Source organism: Sulfoacidibacillus thermotolerans, from assembly GCF_003144315.1.
GTDB classification, from domain to species: Bacteria; Bacillota; Bacilli; order Alicyclobacillales; family SLC66; genus Sulfoacidibacillus; species Sulfoacidibacillus thermotolerans.
Genome location: NZ_MPDK01000013.1, coordinates 25,713 through 44,405 on the forward strand (window position 1 = coordinate 25,713; position 18,693 = coordinate 44,405).

The window sequence follows — 18,693 nt, forward strand, 5'->3', positions numbered from 1 at the left end:
CCTGTGCGAGCAACCAGTCTCAACCCCTATTTATGAAGCAGACTATACCTTCTGTTGTCACGGATGCAAAGAATTGTGGCACGTACTTGGTGAAGAGGAATTACAAAAACTGAAATCCCAACCTGGGATCAATTGGTTAGCAGCACGAACAAAAGGACTTGCACTCCTTACACCAGAATCTGATAAGCCAACGGATGCACAGACGATCACCCTGGCACTTGATGGGATCTGGTGTGCCTCATGCACCTTGCTGATTGAACATGTCGTTGCACAAACACCTGGCGTTTTTGCTGCCAAGGTGGATTTTTCGACGAGTACAGCAGAGATTGCATATGATCGCGAATCCGTTACGAAGGAAACTTTATGTGAATCGATTGCAAAGCTTGGGTATCAAGCGATCCCTAAAGAAGATGCATCATCCATGGAGCAACGAGCGGATGTAATCTTACTGCGTCGTTTTAGTGTAGCAGCACTGCTTAGCTTGCTCATGATGATGCTAAGCGTCCCGATTTGGACAGGTTATTTACCACTATTGCCATCAGGCGTTCGCATCGCTCTCACTTATTCGCTGTGGTTCTTAACAACACCCGTGATCTTTTGGAGTGGATGGCCCTTTTTGCGCGGCGCGTGGTCTTCACTTCGTCATCTAGTTCCTACAATGGATTTATTAATCGCGATCGGAAGTTTATCTGCTTATTTTTATAGTGTCATAAACGTTCTACAAAAGGGCCAATTTGTTTATTTTGACACGGCAAGCTTACTTGTAAGTTTTTTGCTTTTTAGCCGTACACTTGAAGCGCAAACAAAACGTAAAGCAAGTCGCGTTGTTTCCCTACTCGGGCAACTCGCACCCAAAGAAGCACGCGTTTTACTGGGAGATCAACCTACTTTAACAGAAATCGCAAACGTTCGGGTTGGAGACTTCGTTCGTGTCGAGATTGGAGAGACGTTTCCTGTCGATGGGACTGTCATTGCTGGACACTCTTCCGTTGATGAATCTATGCTTACAGGTGAATCAATGTGGGTCGATAAGCAAATCAAAGACACTGTCTATGCCGGCACAAAAAATTTAACAGGAACTCTGACTGTACAGGCCACACGAATCGTAGATACACTGCTCAACCAAACAACCCATTTTGTTCAAAGTACTGAGATGAACTCTTTGCACTATAAACGGCTCGCCGACCGCATTTTACAAATCTTTGTTCCACTTGTTATTCTTGTCGCTACTTTGACCATTGTAGGCTCATTATGGCTTGCTCATTTAAGTTTAGGCATAGCCTTACTGCGAGGAGTCGCTGTATTAGTCATCGGTTGCCCGTGCGCACTTAGCGTTGCGACACCACTCGCGGTACTTGGCGGAGTAAGGCGACTTCATGAATATGGCATCTTGCTGCGCAAACACGAAGCATTCGAACACGCCGCGAATATTGATACGCTCATTTTAGACAAGACAGGCACAGTAACACTTGGCTCAGTAACTGTAAAAGAGACAGTTTTTGTGATGGAAGAATCCCTTGCACTAAAACTTGCGCTTTCTGCAGAGTTCCCGTCTGATCACCCTATAAGTAAGGCTATCGTTCAGTATGCTGTTCAGATGGGATTAAGTCCTTTCCCCGCAAAAGACTTTGAATTGGTTCCAGGCTTTGGGGTAAGGGCAAAAGTGTTGCATTATACAGTGAGCGTTGGTGCGGACACAAGTGAAGTTCGCTCGCCATTAATCGAAGCTAAGGTGGAGAAGTGGAGAAATCTAGGGTATTCTATTGCCTACTTATACATTGACGGTCAGCCCATGGGTGCTTTCGCATTTGCAGATGCCGTGCGCAAAGAAGCGTATGATGCGATTTCCAGACTCAAACAAGCACAGGTTCGCGTGGTAATCGCAAGTGGTGATCATGCACAAGCCGTTGCTGCAGTCGCTCATGCTGTAGGCATCGAAGAATGGCACGCAAATTTGCGCCCTACAGAAAAAGCTGAACTTGTAGCACAACTACAATCCTCTGGCCAGCATGTCGCTTTTCTTGGAGATGGAGTCAATGACGCTCCAGCACTCATAAAAGCTGATCTCGGGATGGCGATGGGGAATGGATCCGATCTTGCCATTCAAGCAGGCCATTTTGTTTTGGCAAAACCTGATCTGCGCGGAATTCCGGACTTATTTGAGCTGGGGAAAAAAGTGATGGGGACAATCCGTTTCAATCTTGGTTGGGCCATCATCTACAATGGAATTGCACTGATCATCGCTGCGTTTGGATTTGCTAGCCCAGCGATTGCCGCACTGGCGATGCTTTTATCTAGCGCCTTTGTTCTTGGTAACTCATTACGCGTATTTGGATTTTCTCCCCAAAGGTATGTGGCGGGGGGATTTGCCGTCGTCGGGACACTCGCTGTCCTTGGCGTCCTTTCATGGTTTGCCCTGTAACTGATACTGAGGAATTGCACTATCCTCACTGAGACTGGAGTGTAACGTAAAGATGGCATACATGATGAATTCCTTTCCTTTTCTCCCTGCTTGGCGCCCAGAAGTCTTTGCGTTTGCCGCTTTACTCGCCATATCTTATCAACTGATCAGTGGCCGTCTTGGCAGAGAATGGGCTGGTGAGCAGTATACGCTGCCCTCTCGTCGTGAGCACCTTGCCTTTATTGGACTGCTCACCGTTTTTGTATTTGCTGTCGGTTCTCCGCTAGACTTGCTCGCACAAACCAGTTCTTTCCCTGCATATATCTTACAAATGTTACTCATGACGATGGTCATGCCTTGGTTGTTATTGCTTAGCCTTCCAAGATGGATCATTCAATTCGCCTTATCCCTTAGCAGGGTACAAAAAATCTTGTCTTCACTTACAAAACCATGGAAGGCGAGCCTACTTTATAATTTAACCGCTACACTGTCTCTCTCGCCATTTTTCCTAGATTTAAACTTATCAAGCAATTGGATTCATCTGTTAACCTCTGCTTTTCTCATGATAGCTGCTCTGCTCTTTTGGTGGCCACTCGTCGGAACTAGGAAAATTGGCTTGCACCGCGATGGGTTCTATGAGTTTCGCTATATTGCCTACTCCATTATTTTCATGCTCCCCATTATCCTCGCGCTTCTTTTAACAAAAACAGCCTGGTATAAAGTTTATCTTACCAGGCATTTGACCGATCTCTCCCTTTTGCAAATGCAACAGGAGGGAGCAAAACTCATGTTATTAGGTATGCTTTTTGTCTTTGGTACACTCGGTTTGCGTGTATTGCGGCACTTGGATCACTCTTTTTGGTACAACACTCCATCTTAAGAAAGCAACTGTTTGACATAGTGACTTATGAGGGCTGCATAGGACCCCATGAGCGTCGGTGCAGAGTCCCCTGTTCCTCCGACAAACCACACTTCTTTTAAGTTCTTAGATAGAAAATAAATTCCGTCCGTATGCTGTACCATGCCAACTTTCGGCAACCCAACGTAGAAATAATATGCATTCCAAACTCTTTGCAAAGAAGCTAAGGAATTCGAGGTGAGGAATAAGAAGTTTTTCATATGAGTCAAACCATGTTCCTCATCAAATGCCTGCACATCAGCCAGCGAATGAAACGTTGGATTTGCTGCTACAGCCACAAACTCAACATCTTTTTGCAAGCTCCCTAGTGTGCGGTCGGCTCCTTGCATTTCCGCAGCAATCACTGGACAGTCATCATAACAAACAGGGTCTAAAAACGTCAAAACGACCACTTTCCCTGCCAATTGTGAAAGAGATACTTTTTTCCCATATTGATCTACTAAGGTAAAATTCGGTGCAGGTCGATTCCCTACAGGTGTAACTCCCCCATTTATCATTGCTGCTTGATCTGCTGGCGCATTCGCCGCCTCGGTTTGTGCGGAGACATGAGATAGATGCACGACAACTACTGCGCTAATCGCTAGGGAAAAAATCGTTGCCGCGGCAGTAGTAAAAAGTCGCAGATTCACTGTCTCATGAAACGTTTTTTTCCATTTGCTTACCCATAAGATCAAGCTTGGCAGCAGTTCCTCTGCTTTTTCCACCCTTGCAGCGCCAGCAACAACCAGTAGTGCCACGACCGGGCTCGAATTTGGATCGGTTCCAAGTCCACCTAAAACACCGAAATCCTGCCCGATGACCCAGGTAAGTAACACCCAGACAAGAGTGAGTGGCACAACAATGCGCAGTCTTGCTTGCCATAGCCATAAAAAACCAAGTGTTGCCATCCAGATGACAAATGTCGCATTAAAAAATACGGGATACGCATTTAATATGTGGGCGACCCCGTAGAGCAAAGAGGCAAGAAAGGACGGTTGCGGCATTTCTGCCATACTGAGGGTTGTACTGCTAAGCCCTTGGCCAGTCCAAAATCCTGAAGCAGGAAGCGCTTGTGCAAAAGCAGCCCAAAGCCATAAGACAACCATGGTAAAACGCAAATATGTTGCCACTCTCCCAGCTTTCCACGCCTGTTCGGAGAGCAGTAAAAACGCAGCTCCTACCATATAAAACAGCACTGAACCGGGCGCCCCAGCCAACCATGTGGCCCCACCAGAAAAAACACCGCCAAATCCTTCTCCGACTATCCAAACTGCAAGACCCCATCCCAACGATAGCCATAAACCAATTCTCGTTAGAAGACTATTCCCTCCAAAAATCAACAACATACCAATGCCTACTTGAATCCAGATCGCCAATAAATCGTATTGAATTGGACTTTGGCTCCACAATACAACGAGCGGCTCTAATAAATGATTGAGAAATGGTGGTTGCGCAGATACCATCGGATTCACAATGTTTGGTATAAATTCACTGCTCATATCCGGTTGAGCTTGTAAGAGTCCATCAATGATCCATAACGCGCCAAGCCCAATCCGTAAGAGACGGCGCCTTTGAAAGACCTCTCTTGTAGCTTGATCGATCGATCCAGTAGGAGACCTCAACCCTTCTTGGATCCATTCGATCAATGAGACATGACGAACACTTTTCGTAAACCAGAAAAGCACTAACAATATGAAAAGAAATAGCGGGAATTGCCATAACATACTCGTATAAAATAAATGCAAAATCAGCGGACTTGGATTATTTGTCATATCCATCTGCGGTGACTCCTTTCTTGTATTTATTTGCATGCTGCTTCGTCCGGTGAAACGCCCATAGCACAATCACAAATCCAGGAACCATTCCGATATTCAGAAGATAATGCGGCGCAACTCCAAAAGATTCAATCATCCACCATACAAAAAGTAGGAATACAATAAGAAAATAGACGAGAACACGTCGCTCCAAAGCCCGAACACTCACATATGCACCCAGTGCAAAGATGAGGAAAAGTGCAACAGAAATCCACTCGCTATGATACTCGAAAGTTCTTATCAACCAGATATGACTTAAAAAAATGAATTCAGGGGTAAGAGATGAGCTTACAACTTGCCCTGTTAGATGCATGGAAGAGGATCTGCCTCCCATGTGCACAAGTTGCGAAAGCGCAACCAACAGGAATAGACCACCTAATACACGTGAACCGAAACGTAAGGCCCTTCCCTTTTCCCACCATTTTCTGGGCAATAACAACAAGATACTAAGAAACATAACGAGTAATGCAGCTCCAGGAAAGCCACTCACCGAATCATGTGAAATTGCAAATAGGCGACCAAAGCTCTCTCCTACTACCCAATCCAAAAATGCCAATCCCATTGATACCCACAATCCAATCTTACCGACAAAATGCTCTCTCCCCAAGTAGAGTAAAAGCGCTAAAGAAAATTGCACAAGCACAGAGAGAATATTGGCCGCAGTCGGATCAAAAAACCAATAATTACTAAACCATTGAATACATGTCGTTACGAATCCTGGATCATACGAGATCACTGAATTTACATAACGATCTTTTGCGACAACAACCATCATGGGAAGAATTTGTATAACTCCGCTGTATAACCAGATTCCTGCAAGACCCACCCACAGTGTATGTCTACCAAAATTTTGTAAATCTTGAGCTGAAGCTGCCACTCTTTGTTCAGGTTTGTTCTCACGGTTGTCTGCTTGTGCTGGCTCATCGCGCAAAATCTTCAAAACGGCACTCATTACATAGCCGAAAACAACTTTGATCCCAACCAAAAAACCAAATGCAAACATCACCTCTCCGAGCGACAGATAGTAATTATCGATCAGTTGACTCATGGAAAGCTCCCCTTCGCCTATAAAGCAAACTGCTTGCCTCTGCTAAGCGCTCAATAAACTCAAAAAATAGTCATCGATAGAGTAGCGCGTTGTCATACCGTGAATATGCATAGACTCCGAGACTAAAAAATGGAACTAACATCCCAACTAGCATGATAATCAATCCCAGCTGTTGATCTGCTAAAATGGGGATAGAAAAGACTCTTGGTACTTGCAAATAAAAGCGATAAAACGGTTCTTGTGTAAAGAGTAAAAGAATAATTAGAGGCATCAATAAATTCCCAGCAAAAAAAATATATACAACTTGTGCTGCTGGTCTTAACCTCGCAATGAGTGCAGTTGGGCTGAGAATAGGCATCCATAAAAAGATTGCGAGCAAGAAAAAAACAAAATGTTCCACCACGTGCAGCCACGGGTGCAACAATGTTTGATTAAACACAGGTGGAAGATGAAACGCCACAAAGACCACATTAAATGCTAATGCACGTACAAACGGTTTAGAGACCTTTTGATAAAAAGGCTTATTCACAACACGCGCTGCAACAGGCTCGATTACCCATGCAGGAATACTCGATAAGAACAAAGGGGTCATCACAATCATTTCTAAAATATTTTGCAGCATATACGCACTAAAAAGTAGATGATTAGCTAAATAGTCAATCGGGCTTCCAAATGCCAGATAAAAAACCCCAATACCAGCAAGGAAACTCAGCCACTGTTGTTTCGTCACCGGTTGACTGTGTGCGAAGTAATGTCTTCCAGATCCCACTACAAGCCAAAAATAAACTGTCGCAAGAATGAGTGATTCAATCAATACAAGAGGATGCCATAATAAATTTATACCTAACATCCAAAATTGCTGTGCAGTCATGCACTCGCACCTCCCCCACTCAGAGCCTGATGCGTTATCGTAAGAAGTTCGTTAGGAACTGCACCTGGCGCACACTGAACGAGTGTATTGTCATCAGGAAGAGTATCAATATGCAAAACCCCATCTTTTAACATAGAATAAGGAACACTTCCAGGTGGTATGTCAGGTCCACCAAACTGGTCTGGATTGATGTGTTTTATCGCCAATTCCTTTAGCAATGCGGTGGAATATGACACTGGGTAGTGAGGGAAAATATTAGTGATTGACTCGATATTCCCATATGTCCCCATAATCCCTTGCACTAGATGTGGATGTACCTTATACAAAGCAGATAAAACAGACACACTGTCGATTGATGTCTCCGCCAACGTCCGCGAAACGGGAATGTGAAACCATTTATGAGGAACGTTTTGTAAAGGCAAATCAAGTACAGGTTCTCCCTGATATACAAATTCGATCTGAGTTTGTCCTGAATCTAAATGATCAATCCCGCGCCATGAAACCAAATCACGTTCGTGAATCCCTTGCCCTAAACTTGTTGTCAAGGGTACAAATAAGCATAAAACAAATAACACACTTGCTACACCAATTTGCGCTGGAAGACTACTTAAGCGCTTCATCTGGAACGCCCTCCGATGTGCTTACTTGTATACTTAAAATAAACTCATCATCATGTAACCCCACCTGCGAAATAAAAAGAAGGATGAGTCCAGTAAATAAAAAGGCGCCAGGTAACTCCCACACCGTCAGAGCCCCTGCAATCCCCCCTACAATCGAAAGAGCGAGCAACCCCATCGCTGCACGTGGCCATTTCCACGAAATAATCGCCGCTAGCAACGCGACCGCAGAGAAGAAGAACGTCAACCAATCCATCCATGTATTGGTCTTGATTTGTGGAAAATAGAAATACATCCCGAGTCGGATTCCCTTTTCCGCAATGGCAACCAAAAAACCTAGCATTGCCCCCGTGAGCGAAATCACCATAGCCCCCACACGCACCGCGAACCTCTCCTTTTTCGTGAAATGGGAGCAGGCGGTCACAGCTCGCATCAAATGCCTGACTGTGACCGCCACATAGGAACAGGCTCTCCCATTCCAATTACACTTTTTTTACCTCTACGCTTTGGCTATTTGTTTCTTCTTCACGTAGTCGGTCAATTCTCGTTGCCCAGCGGATCAACAACAGAATCAGTGTTGTCATGATCACAGCTTGAAAGAGCCAAAATACGATGTCCCACCACAGTGGGATCCCCTCACTATAAGGGATCTGAATCGGTAATGTCGGCCAAAAATTCCCCATTTGGGCACCTCCTCCTCTTACAGATTACAAGAGATAGAGTTCAACATAGAGCGCAACCCAAGTAATCACAGTAAAGACCCAGTACCAGGAGGAAAGCTCATACCCCAGTTGTCTCTCAGGAGTTACACCTATGCGCTTGACTCGTTCTCTTCCTGCTGCGAGGACTAATAAACCGACAAGTCCCATGACAACCGACAATCCAACTGTCGCAAGAAAAGTCTCCCCATAATGAGACATTGGATTTAACGGATGGTACCACAGTTCATATCCCTGCATCAGCGTTCCAACGCCACCTAAGAATAGCGTCACATCAGTCATGCGTTTGTAACCTCTGCCATCCCCTTGTTGCACGCGGCGCACTGCGGCGACCGCAGTCAACAAACTAATCACAAGGAGTACAGTTTGAATCGCTCCCGTTGTTTGATCAAGTGCTGGTGGAATAAAGCCTCCACTCATGATGTACCGCACGTTGATCATCATAAAATAAGGGACACTCATGCTAAACAAGAAAATAGCAAAGGCAGATCGCATTTTGCGCTGTTCAATGCGACTCTCAACGTCACTCCTTGTCTGCGCTGATCCCATTGCAGTTCTTGCCGCCATAAAATCACCTCCACCTCGTTGTGTCACATGGAAACAGGACCAGGGGTCGTTGGGATGCTAAACGATTCATCATCGTCTTCATAGTCATAAAAAGATCCTGTGACCACCGGCGCCGCAGCAAAAGATTCTTCAGCAGGCGGTGAAGTAGTTTGCCATTCCAACGTCTTAGACTGCCATGGGTTTTCCTGAACTTTTTTACCTGATTTCATTGCCCAGGCAATATGAATCAAGTTAAACAGGAAGCCAAGGCCTAGAATAAATGCAAAGATTGAAATGACAATATTAATTCCTTGCAAATAGGGCGGGTACACTGGTACCCAGCGATTCATGCCGCGTAACCCTTGGATAAACATGAGGCTAAATGCTCCGTCAAATCCAATAAATACCCAGATCGCACCGAGTACACCCATCTTGCTGTTGTACATGCGCCCTGAAAACTTAGGCAACCAATAGTACATAGCAGCAAGCCAGGTAAAGACCATCCCGCCGATAATTGTAAAATGGAAGTGGGCGACGACAAAGAACGTGTCATGCAACTGCAAATTGATCACGGGGTCAGCAAGAAAAACGCCTGTCATCCCACCAATTAAAAAGTTGAACATACTCATTAAAACAAAGAGTGAAGGGACAGTCATGCGAAAGCGCGAACGCCAAAGAGTCCCAATTACAACCATGTACGCAAATCCGGTAGGAATCGAAATCATCTCTGTAAAGAAAGAGAACGGCAACATCTCAGTCAAGCGCATATTCGTGAACATGTGGTGAGCCCAAACAAATCCACTAAGCATCATGACGAAAATGAGACCGATAATTCCCCACTCTCGTGCAAACAAGGGCTTGCGAGCCATAACCGGCATAATTTCCATCCAAATCGCGAACGCAGGGACGACGATGATATACACTTCTGGATGTCCAAATAACCAGAACAATTCCAGATAAGTAATCGGACTCCCTACCGCGGTGAAAAACGGCAATGGAACCACACGGTCTAACACGGCCAAAATAAAGGTGATCTCGATTTCTGGAAGCCAGATGATATTCAGCAGGCTAACTGCGAGAATCCCCCATGCATACATAGGCAAACGGTTCCAAGTTAATCCTTTTGCCCGCTTAAACAGGATCGTCGTCGTTAAATTGAGTGAAACCATCAAAGACGATAACGTGAGCGCAAGTACGCCAAGATAATAAAACAAAATTCCATTTGGATCGTTTTGCGCGAGGGGTTCATACCCACGCCAACCAGTGGTCCATTCCCCTAATAGCGGGCTTAGAATCACTGTCATGATCCCTGCAGGAACAAGCCATACACTAAGCGCCGACATTCTCGGAAAAGCGGAAGAATTCGATCCGATCATCATCGGAATCAAATAATTGCCCAGGCCACCAACGAGCGCCACGGTTCCGACAGAAAACATCATGATCGTTCCGTGAATTCCAACTGTCTCAATGTACTGACCGGCATACGGGAAAAACCACATATGGTCTCCCATCAACTGAATCCGCATCAACATTGCGGCCAAACCAGCGATGAAAAATCCGCCAGTAGAAGAAACGAGATACTGAATGCCAATCACTTTGTGATTTGTACTATACGCAAAATACCTGCGCCAACCAGTTGCTTCAGGATACGTAACTGTGATCCCAAACGATGGCAGCAATACGTTTTCCAATCCGCCTATTCCAAGCAGCCATCCTGCTGTTGCCGCAATCCATCCAAAAACTACTGAAGGTTGTGTGATAAAAGGATCCCCATACTGCGGGTCTAACAGATAGGCAACCAGGCAATTGACCACCAGAAAACCTATACCAGCCCACAGCAAGCCTCGGATAACGGGCGGCATTATCTGCTTTTTGCGAAGTGGTAGGGGCGCATCGCCAATCCTTGCCACACTCATGCGCATCTTCCTCCCTTAGTTGCCAGCCTTGAGCTGCTGTTTAACCCACTGTTTAAATGCTGCGTCACTGACGATATGCACGGTCGCATACATGTATGGATGCCCTGGCCCACAAACTTCGGCGCACTGTACACGCACCTCTGGATTTGTCTCCGTTGAAGCGATCTTCGTCGGCGTCGCGACCATATATCGCGTTTCCCCAGGGATGACATCCATTTTCTCGCCAAACGCCGGAATCCAAAACGAGTGAATCACGTCAAGTCCCACAGCATAAGGGTGGTTTGGATCATAAGAACGCAAAACGAATTCGACTGGGCGATTCACGGGCAAATACAACACGTTATTTCCATTTGCGTTTAAAGCATTTTGAATTCCATATTGCGGATAAGAGAAAAACCACTGCCACTGACGTGCCACTACGTCGACAACCAGATCGTGTTGTTCGGCTTGTGGGCTCATCTCTTTAAACATTTGCTCTGCTGCGGATGTCGTTGGATGGACGAAAAAGAGCAGATTTACAGCTAACGACAATGTAACCCAGATTGTTACATACGTCGCATTGAAACGTGCTCCTTTGCCCCGCACTACGCTGTCACGGGAACGTCGCCGTGCGCGAAGTGGAATAAAGATAAGCATCAGCACGACAAACACAAAAATTGGAGTTAAAAAGCGAAATAAAAATACACTTGCACTCAACCCATCTAACGCTTGTGTGGATGCCGTATAGTAATAGAAATTATGCCCCCAAGCGCTGACTCCGAGTTCTCCGAGCACAGAAAACACTACCCACAACACACCAAAAATCAGCAGATCGGCCACTGCTGGAGACCCCCTTTAGCTCTGCGCTCCTTGCGAATGATCTCACATTCACGCCTAAGCGCTACGCCGGCAAAATATTGATTGTCCCTTTCATTCCGTCCGCATAATGAATAAAGCCTTGTACAAAGCAACCATATTCCCATATGCCCGGTTTGTTTGGAACTGTGAATGTAAGTGAAATACTTCCACCCGGACGAAGTGTTGGACTGAAATTCCCATTTCCCGGCGCCGTAATCAGCCATGGACCCGGCTTAGGAATCGAGGTGACAATTGCTTTATTGGTTACCAAATTGTCCACCGCATGTTCTTCTTTAATCGTCACAGGAACTCCATCCCAAAAATCTTCGTTAAACTGAATCCGCAAATCCGTATAGTAATTGGGATCCCGTTGAAATCCACCGCGCCCAATTTGCATTTCATGGAAATGAGTCGGACTTAAATTGTGAATATGCAACGTCATGGGAGTTCCCACACGCCAAGTCATTTGGTTTGGAATATAGTAGTAGTCTTGTTGATAAACCTTGGTGAGCCCAGAATCCACCTGCAGTCCATTAAGCGCCGAAAACGCTTTTGCAATATTTGAAGACTCAAATAAAGCAATCGCACTCGCTGCCAGCACACTGCTCGTGCCAATCAGAAAACTGCGACGACTCCAATCGACCTCTACTGCGTCTGAGCCCACAGTTTCTTTGCTGCGATCCTCTCCATCCATAGTGCAAACTCCCTCCCGCGTCGTTTCATTGTATCCTTGACTAGGAGTTCGACACCACGACTTGCGGTGTGCCTCCATTCGTGACGTCAAACCAATCCCACATTCCAAAATTCTCTGGACGTGTTTGATCGTCAATTCGCAAAAGCAAATTCTCCATGCGATAATCCCCTACTTGTGAAGCAACAAATTTGAAGTTACTCGATTGCCCTGGAAAAACGCCTGCGCCCGAATCATTGACCATCGATGAGACGGATGCGCCTGCGCCCGGAAATGCAAGCTTGTTAACGGAATTATAAATGCCAAAATCAAACGGAATGCCCCCATCATTGACGAAGTGCACCTGTACGGTATAGCCGACCGGAATATCCACCGTCATCTGTCCATTGGCATAGCCATTAAAGTTGGCAAAACCATTTGTCGAGTTGGTTCCCGCAGCGATCGTCAAATCGACCGTCTGATTCGCGTTATTGACGGAAAACCAAGGTGGATTCACTGCTTCCGTCGTTCCACAGCCCGTTAAAATAATACTTGAAAGCGCAACCGCGCCCAGCACAATGTGTCGAAATCTCACCGCTCTGCAACCCCCCTTGCAAAATGATGCAGGTTATCTAAAATTCAAATTCTCGCTGTGCATCACCCTCCTTTAGGATTATTCGTTTTCTACTTCACCACTTGCATGTAGTTAAGATGATAGTCTGATAGAATAGTCATGTCAAGAATTCGCCATAATTCAGTCTCTTTTTCGTCATCACAAGTGCATAAATCACATCACTTATTCAAACTTTATGCTGTTAATTCTATTTTTCATTCCTCTTTTGTGCTTAATTAGTCAAAAATGAGTCAAGCGCAGCTCGACTCATTTTTGTGTCTTTGTCCTCTGCGGTGCGAGCCGCAGCCCGATGTATAGGGGCTAATTTTCGCTGACACTCTCGCTGGCTTTGACAGTTCCATCGTCATTTAGGTATTCACGCCATGAGGTGTCCTCCATCAACGGATTCCAAAGAGTGATATAAGGTCCTTGCACCAGTGTAGCGAGCGCTTTATCATGAATTGCTTTCACTTTATGATTCACTACGACGCGTGAGATCCCAAACATTGCAGATTTCATGTCTGCCCATTCCATGTGAACGATATAGGCAGTTGGTTTTTTCTCTGCTTGCATCAGTTGGAAGTTTCCGGCACGCGAACTTGGTGGATTGTCCCCAAGCGTTTGCAACGCCTGATGAATACCGTCTGGTTCTAATTGAAAACTCCCTACGGCTGACGCGCCAATCTGGCGCATGATCATATATCCCAGAAAACCAGGTGCTTTCTTAAATTGCTTCATAACCTGCCCGACAGCTTGTTCAAACTCTTCTTCTTTGCCGGGAATCACCGCGTGCTCACCAGCTGCGATGACGCGTTGTCCATATGGGAGAGAGACGGGAGGCATCTCTTCGCCGGCCATAAAACTCGCGCCAAGAACCGCTGGAACGTCGGTCATCCCCACATTTTCTGGCATGTCATGAGCGACAATTTCGTACACATCTTCCCATGGACCTTCCACGACCATGCCGAGGCATCGCGAACACAACCGGAAAATGCTATCAAACTGTTCCATATGCATCTCTTCGTGATCTTCCCACCGCTTCCACATCGTATACTGTGCGATACCGATCGGATTGAGTTCATGATGCATGTCCATTTTGGCACCGCCAAAGCGCCCACCCATCGGAAAGACCCCAACTTGCACATGATTCTGAAATCCGAGAAAACCATTGTGATTTGCGGTGACCATACAAACTTTTGGCCCGACACTTTCAAAAGCTGCAAAACTTTCTGGTGCATTAACCACTTTTGCCTTGCTAATTGCAATGTATGGATTTGGCATGAACAAACCCCTCCCAGGTAGTGTGGCAGATGCGAACCCCGCAAACAAAGCGAGATAAGAAAGCCCTTTCATCATATACCCCGATAGGTATTGTGTCAATATTGTGTAAATCACGCGATTTATTCGATAAATATTACTTTTTCTCGTCTAATCTATGAATTTTAATCGATAATCTCCTGATTTCATTTGTCCTGAATATTTTTCGACTCGAAAGGAACGTTTTTGCCTTTGTTCCCCCAAGTGTATTTAAATCTCATCGTGTATAATGAAAAAATCACCAAAAAGGAGGACCACAGTGTGTCTCGTGTACAGCTGAAACAGCACCCACACTTTGCTTCCGTGCGTTTCATTGTGTTAAATCGTCCAGATAAGCACAATGCTTTAACACTAACTATGTGGGAGCAATTACTGGAATTCTTAGAAGCGTGTGAGGATAATCCGGATGTGCGTGTGGTCGTGCTTCGAGGAATTGACGAACATGCCTTTTGTGCTGGAGCTGATATTGCTGAGTTTCCCAAGTTGCGGGCAAACCGCGAGAGCGCAAAAAAACATAAAACAGTCACTGATCTTGTCACCAAACGCTTAGCGAACTTACGACCAATCACAGTGGCAGCCATCTCTGGGATCTGTTACGGCGGAGGTCTGCAACTCGCAAGTGCATGCGACTTGCGAGTTGCAGACGATTCAGCACGCTTTGCCATTACGCCCGTTAAACTGGGATTTGTCTACGGTCCTTATGAGACCCGCTTACTCATGCGAATTGTCGGTGAGCCAAAGGCAAAAGAACTGTTATATACAGGAAAGGCGATTACAGCACAAGAAGCAGAAAAAATCGGACTCATTACAGCGCGAAATCCTTCATCGCATAACTTTGATCAGTTTGTCGATGACTATCTGTTCTCCTTGCTGCAAGCAGCTCCACATGCGCAACAGCTTACAAAACAAATTTTCCATGGGCTGCAGGAAGCAGGCACCTCCTTGCTGGACGAGCAGCTCGAAAACCTATCCACTCAAGCGCTTGACGGCAGTGAGTACGTCGAGGGAATTCAAGCATTCCTGGAAAAACGCAGGCCTTTCTATGCCGAAGGTCTCACAAAAATGTAACTTTGCGTATGCATTTTATTCCGTCAATCACGCAAAAGGACCGGTCGGAAGTGTCGGCTGTGTTTTTCGCTCACTGATATAAAGCGCCAGCAAGATGAAACTGGCTCCGATAAAAAAAGTCGATTCTGGACGTGTTCGAACGATGAGGAAAGACAAGACCACGCCGAGTATGGGCTGGATATAAAGAAACAACGACACTTTTGCTGCAGAAAACATGGTGAGCGCAAATAGCCACAAAAAATAGGCCCCCGCTGTGGCGAGAATTGCCAAATAGATAACAGCGAGCAAGACAGGAAGAGCTAAGCCATGAGGTAGCGGAGCGCCTTTTGCCAGCCACATCGGGATTGCCCCAAGAAAACCGCCTAACAGCGTCATGGAAGTTGCTGACATTGCAGATACTCGCACAATTAGTTGCTTCGAGTAGGCATTGTATAATGCGTAACAAAAAACGGCAAACACCAAGAGCAGATCGCCGTTCAAATATCCGAGATTGCCTGGTCGCGGAAAGCCTGCAATCGCCCAAGCACCGATAAATGCGATCAATAGAGCAGCTTTTCTCCTGAGTGTTAGCGTTTCTCGAAGCAGGATAGCTGCTACCAGCGCCGTAAAAATGGGTTCTAGCGCCATCATGACAGAAGCGATCGCAGGGGTTGAAAGACCAAGACCTTTGGTTTCAAAATAAACTGGCAATGAAAAGCCCACACAACCTAAAACAAGCGCGATGAACAACGTTTGTACCGTAAAATTTTCACTCTTGCGTTCCCTAAGCAAGGCGGGTGCCAATAGCAAGGCACCTGCACCTAGGCGAACTAACGTGAGAAAACTGGGTGGAACTTGTACCAACGCGATGGCTGTTGCAGGAAAGCTGCCAGCCCATATAAAATTCGCAAGCACCACTCCAAGCAATCCGCCCAACGGTTTGTTTCGCATTCTATACCTTCTTTTTTGCAAATTGAATGCAACCTTCCGATCCAATTTAACGTCATCTTAAGAGGGGCAGGTTTACAATGTTGCCCTAACAAACAAAGGAGGCCATGCATCCTTATATGATCAAAGGAAAATGGAGTGCACACCCAATCACCGCAGCAAGTGAGCAAGAACAAGAACCCACAATGAACGTATACGCAGTACGACTCTTACGTGATCTTCAAAATGGGTTTGTATGCGAAATTTCTGATCTGGCTGAGTACATGAACAGATACCAATTACAGGACGAAACGATTGCGTTAGAACGATTGCAACGAGATTTGCGGCATCGTGAAAAGTCAAATCGCATCTTCGTTGTAAAAGCCTCATCGGCAGCGCATGCTGTACTTGCTGCAAGCCAAAAAGCTTAGTCACGAGGACAATTCAACCCGGTCAACTGTGAACTTTTCTACGCGATCTTCTCGTACATAGGCACCGATTCCAGCACCTTCTGGGACGGAGATGATCCCTGGCTTAACAAAACACACAGGTGGGTCAATGATGTCTTCATCAAAATAGCGCGCGCTTGGCGCAGTATCCCCTGGAAGCACAAATCCTGGTAGAGAAGTGACAGCCAAATTCGTCAGGCGTCCTACCCCAGCTTCTAGCATGCCGCCACACCAGACCGGAGTGTTTTGTTGTGCACATAGCGCCTGTAATTCACGCGCTTCCGTCAAACCACCTAGGCGCCCTACTTTTACATTGATTACTTGACATGCGCCAACTGCAATCGCCTTTTTAGCATCTTCTGTCGAATGTATACTTTCGTCAAGGCAAATCGGTGTTTGAAGTTTTGCTTGCAAAGCCGCGTGATCGATGATGTCATCATGGGCAAGCGGTTGCTCAATCATTGTCAAACCGAACTCATCTAACCGAATCAGATGATCGAGGTCTTGCAGCCGATATGCACTGTTTGCATCTGCCATAAGCGCGATCTCAGGAAATTGTTTGCGGATTGCGCGCAAAATTTCAAGGTCCCAGCCAGGTCTAATTTTAACTTTTATGCGCTTATAGCCTTGTAGTAAATATCCCTCAATTTTTTCGAGCAGCTGAAGTGTCGTAGACTGGATGCCTACGCTAATCCCTACTTGCACTTCTGCTTTATTTCCACCCAGCGCTTTTGCTAAAGATAATCCTTGCTCTTTAGCAAAAGCATCCCAAATAGCTGTTTCAAGTGCAGCTTTTGCCATCTGATTGCGCCGAAAAGGACGTAGACGCTGACGAACTTCATCAGGATGCGCAATCTCTTGGCCGAGTAGTGCAGGGACAAACCATGTCGTTAACATCTGTTGTGCGGTCGCTGTCGTCTCCTCGCTGTATAGCGGTGCGAGCGACGCAGTACACTCTCCATACCCTTCACTATGTCCGGTGTCCACGCGAACTAAAAGAAAGTCCTTCTCTTCTTCACGACCAAAACTCGTCTCAAAAGGTTCTTTCATGCGCATTTGTAATCGCCGTATGATTACCCGTTTAATTTTCATCGCACACGCTCCCAAATGTATTTCCCTACGTCACGAGATCCTTCATAGCTGTAGCTCACAACGACAAACCCTCTTGCTTGCAATTCCATAACGGCTGCTCGCATGGCTTGTACCCACTGTGCTCGCAGGGAACTTGTACTAATCTTTTTCAAATTTCCAGGAATTTCGGTGATGACTCGCGAAGGGGAGTCCAAAAGAGGAATTGCTTCAGCGTCTCCGCGTTCTGTGCAACGCAGCCGCACGACTTCACTGGACACGTTTCCATTTGCATATGTAATAGCCCCCACTTGACCCAAAGACTCTTCAGGTAAGAGTTCCAATCGTGCGACAAAGCGATCTGATTCTACCCCTGCATTCAGTGGATCTCCTTCCATCATCCCATAACAATTTGGAAGAAAATCAACTACCTTTGCCCCCAATTTATTGAGATTAAAATGTGCATTGCGACTGACGAGAGGATCAAACGTCCACATGATCACTTTGTACCCGCGCTGCACAGCCAAACGGCGCTGATACTGCTTAAGTGCAAAGCCAATTCCACGATGCAATGCATGGTCTAACACCGCTGTTTCATGTGACCATAATACCCATTCCCCATGCCATAAAGCTGGGAAACTGAGTGTAAACCCAATGGCTTCATCGCCATCCAGTGCCAATAAAACTACTCCACCATAACGCGCATGAACACTCATTTGTGCTGTCGAACAACTGCTATCTTGCCCCCATACCGCGGTAGCGAGCCGTTTGCACTGCTCTAAATCAGAACGTGATACAGCTTCCCGAATCGCCCACTGTTCCATGACTTCCTCCTCACTCCATATCTAAGCAATCGCTCTTACTGTACCATGAACCTTACATCATCGCATCATTCGAATGTTGATGGGGAATTGTAAAGGCTAGGGAGGGGTGCA

General features: G+C 46.0%; 19 protein-coding genes. 4 read left to right on the plus strand and 15 right to left on the minus strand.

Features of this window, described 5'->3' with window-relative positions; genetic code table 11:
- Positions 1-73 precede the first annotated feature (73 nt).
- Entirely contained in the window at positions 74-2,422 is a 2,349-nt protein-coding gene (locus BM613_RS08775; protein ID WP_181362997.1) for a heavy metal translocating P-type ATPase, read from the plus strand.
- A 52-nt stretch (positions 2,423-2,474) separates the two neighbouring features.
- Entirely contained in the window at positions 2,475-3,281 is an 807-nt protein-coding gene (locus BM613_RS08780) for a cytochrome c oxidase assembly protein (RefSeq protein ID WP_109430803.1), read from the plus strand.
- Here the strand turns inward: BM613_RS08780 and BM613_RS08785 are convergent.
- The 12 genes from BM613_RS08785 to sor form a co-directional block, all read right to left on the minus strand.
- Positions 3,278-5,077: a redoxin domain-containing protein gene (locus BM613_RS08785; RefSeq protein WP_181362998.1), complete on the minus strand. Its 1,800-nt coding sequence runs from the start codon at positions 5,075-5,077 to the stop codon at positions 3,278-3,280. The two genes, BM613_RS08780 and BM613_RS08785, sit on opposite strands and share 4 nt — an antisense overlap.
- On the minus strand, positions 5,061-6,161 hold the full coding sequence (locus BM613_RS08790) for a hypothetical protein (RefSeq protein ID WP_109430805.1): 1,101 nt from the start codon (positions 6,159-6,161) through the stop codon (positions 5,061-5,063). Before BM613_RS08790 ends, BM613_RS08785 begins: the two co-directional genes overlap by 17 nt.
- A 70-nt stretch (positions 6,162-6,231) precedes the next feature.
- On the minus strand, positions 6,232-7,032 hold the full coding sequence (locus tag BM613_RS08795; protein ID WP_109430806.1) for a cytochrome c oxidase assembly protein: 801 nt from the start codon (positions 7,030-7,032) through the stop codon (positions 6,232-6,234).
- Positions 7,029-7,652 carry a hypothetical protein gene (locus BM613_RS08800; protein ID WP_109430807.1) on the minus strand — a complete coding sequence of 208 codons (624 nt, stop codon included), beginning with the start codon at positions 7,650-7,652 and terminating at the stop codon, positions 7,029-7,031. Before BM613_RS08800 ends, BM613_RS08795 begins: the two co-directional genes overlap by 4 nt.
- On the minus strand, positions 7,636-8,031 hold the full coding sequence (locus BM613_RS08805; protein ID WP_109430808.1) for a hypothetical protein: 396 nt from the start codon (positions 8,029-8,031) through the stop codon (positions 7,636-7,638). Before BM613_RS08805 ends, BM613_RS08800 begins: the two co-directional genes overlap by 17 nt.
- 100 nt (positions 8,032-8,131) lie before the next feature.
- Positions 8,132-8,332, minus strand: a complete 201-nt coding sequence (locus BM613_RS08810; RefSeq protein WP_109430809.1) for a hypothetical protein — start codon at positions 8,330-8,332, stop codon at positions 8,132-8,134.
- Positions 8,333-8,356: 24 nt separating this feature from the next.
- The gene (locus BM613_RS08815) at positions 8,357-8,935 is read right to left on the minus strand and encodes a cytochrome c oxidase subunit 3 (RefSeq protein WP_109430810.1); all 579 of its coding nucleotides are present in this window, start codon (positions 8,933-8,935) and stop codon (positions 8,357-8,359) included.
- Between the two features lie 23 nt (positions 8,936-8,958).
- Positions 8,959-10,830, minus strand: coding sequence for a cytochrome c oxidase subunit I (locus tag BM613_RS08820; RefSeq protein ID WP_219930664.1), 1,872 nt, complete (start codon positions 10,828-10,830; stop codon positions 8,959-8,961).
- A gap of 15 nt (positions 10,831-10,845) precedes the next feature.
- The gene (locus tag BM613_RS08825) at positions 10,846-11,649 is read right to left on the minus strand and encodes a cytochrome c oxidase subunit II (protein ID WP_109430812.1); all 804 of its coding nucleotides are present in this window, start codon (positions 11,647-11,649) and stop codon (positions 10,846-10,848) included.
- A gap of 61 nt (positions 11,650-11,710) precedes the next feature.
- Entirely contained in the window at positions 11,711-12,361 is a 651-nt protein-coding gene (locus tag BM613_RS08830; protein WP_109430813.1) for a cupredoxin domain-containing protein, read from the minus strand.
- Positions 12,362-12,401: 40 nt separating this feature from the next.
- The gene (locus BM613_RS08835) at positions 12,402-12,932 is read right to left on the minus strand and encodes a sulfocyanin-like copper-binding protein (RefSeq protein ID WP_109430814.1); all 531 of its coding nucleotides are present in this window, start codon (positions 12,930-12,932) and stop codon (positions 12,402-12,404) included.
- A gap of 339 nt (positions 12,933-13,271) precedes the next feature.
- Positions 13,272-14,231 (minus strand): sulfur oxygenase/reductase, encoded by a 960-nt coding sequence (sor, locus tag BM613_RS08840; RefSeq protein ID WP_109430815.1) that lies wholly within the window; start codon positions 14,229-14,231, stop codon positions 13,272-13,274.
- Between the two features lie 297 nt (positions 14,232-14,528).
- Here sor and BM613_RS08845 point away from each other — a divergent pair, with 297 nt between their 5' ends.
- Positions 14,529-15,335, plus strand: a complete 807-nt coding sequence (locus BM613_RS08845; RefSeq protein WP_181362999.1) for an enoyl-CoA hydratase/isomerase family protein — start codon at positions 14,529-14,531, stop codon at positions 15,333-15,335.
- A 27-nt stretch (positions 15,336-15,362) separates the two neighbouring features.
- Here BM613_RS08845 and BM613_RS08850 read toward each other — a convergent pair whose 3' ends face one another.
- Positions 15,363-16,265, minus strand: a complete 903-nt coding sequence (locus BM613_RS08850; protein WP_109430817.1) for a DMT family transporter — start codon at positions 16,263-16,265, stop codon at positions 15,363-15,365.
- Between the two features lie 116 nt (positions 16,266-16,381).
- Between BM613_RS08850 and BM613_RS08855 the strand changes: the two genes are divergently transcribed.
- Positions 16,382-16,672: a hypothetical protein gene (locus BM613_RS08855; protein ID WP_109430818.1), complete on the plus strand. Its 291-nt coding sequence runs from the start codon at positions 16,382-16,384 to the stop codon at positions 16,670-16,672.
- On the opposite strand, the gene menC is transcribed toward BM613_RS08855, so the two are convergent.
- Entirely contained in the window at positions 16,673-17,782 is a 1,110-nt protein-coding gene (gene menC / locus BM613_RS08860) for an o-succinylbenzoate synthase (protein ID WP_109430819.1), read from the minus strand.
- Positions 17,779-18,582 (minus strand): hypothetical protein, encoded by an 804-nt coding sequence (locus BM613_RS08865; protein ID WP_109430820.1) that lies wholly within the window; start codon positions 18,580-18,582, stop codon positions 17,779-17,781. Before BM613_RS08865 ends, menC begins: the two co-directional genes overlap by 4 nt.
- Between the last annotated feature and the right edge of the window lie 111 nt (positions 18,583-18,693).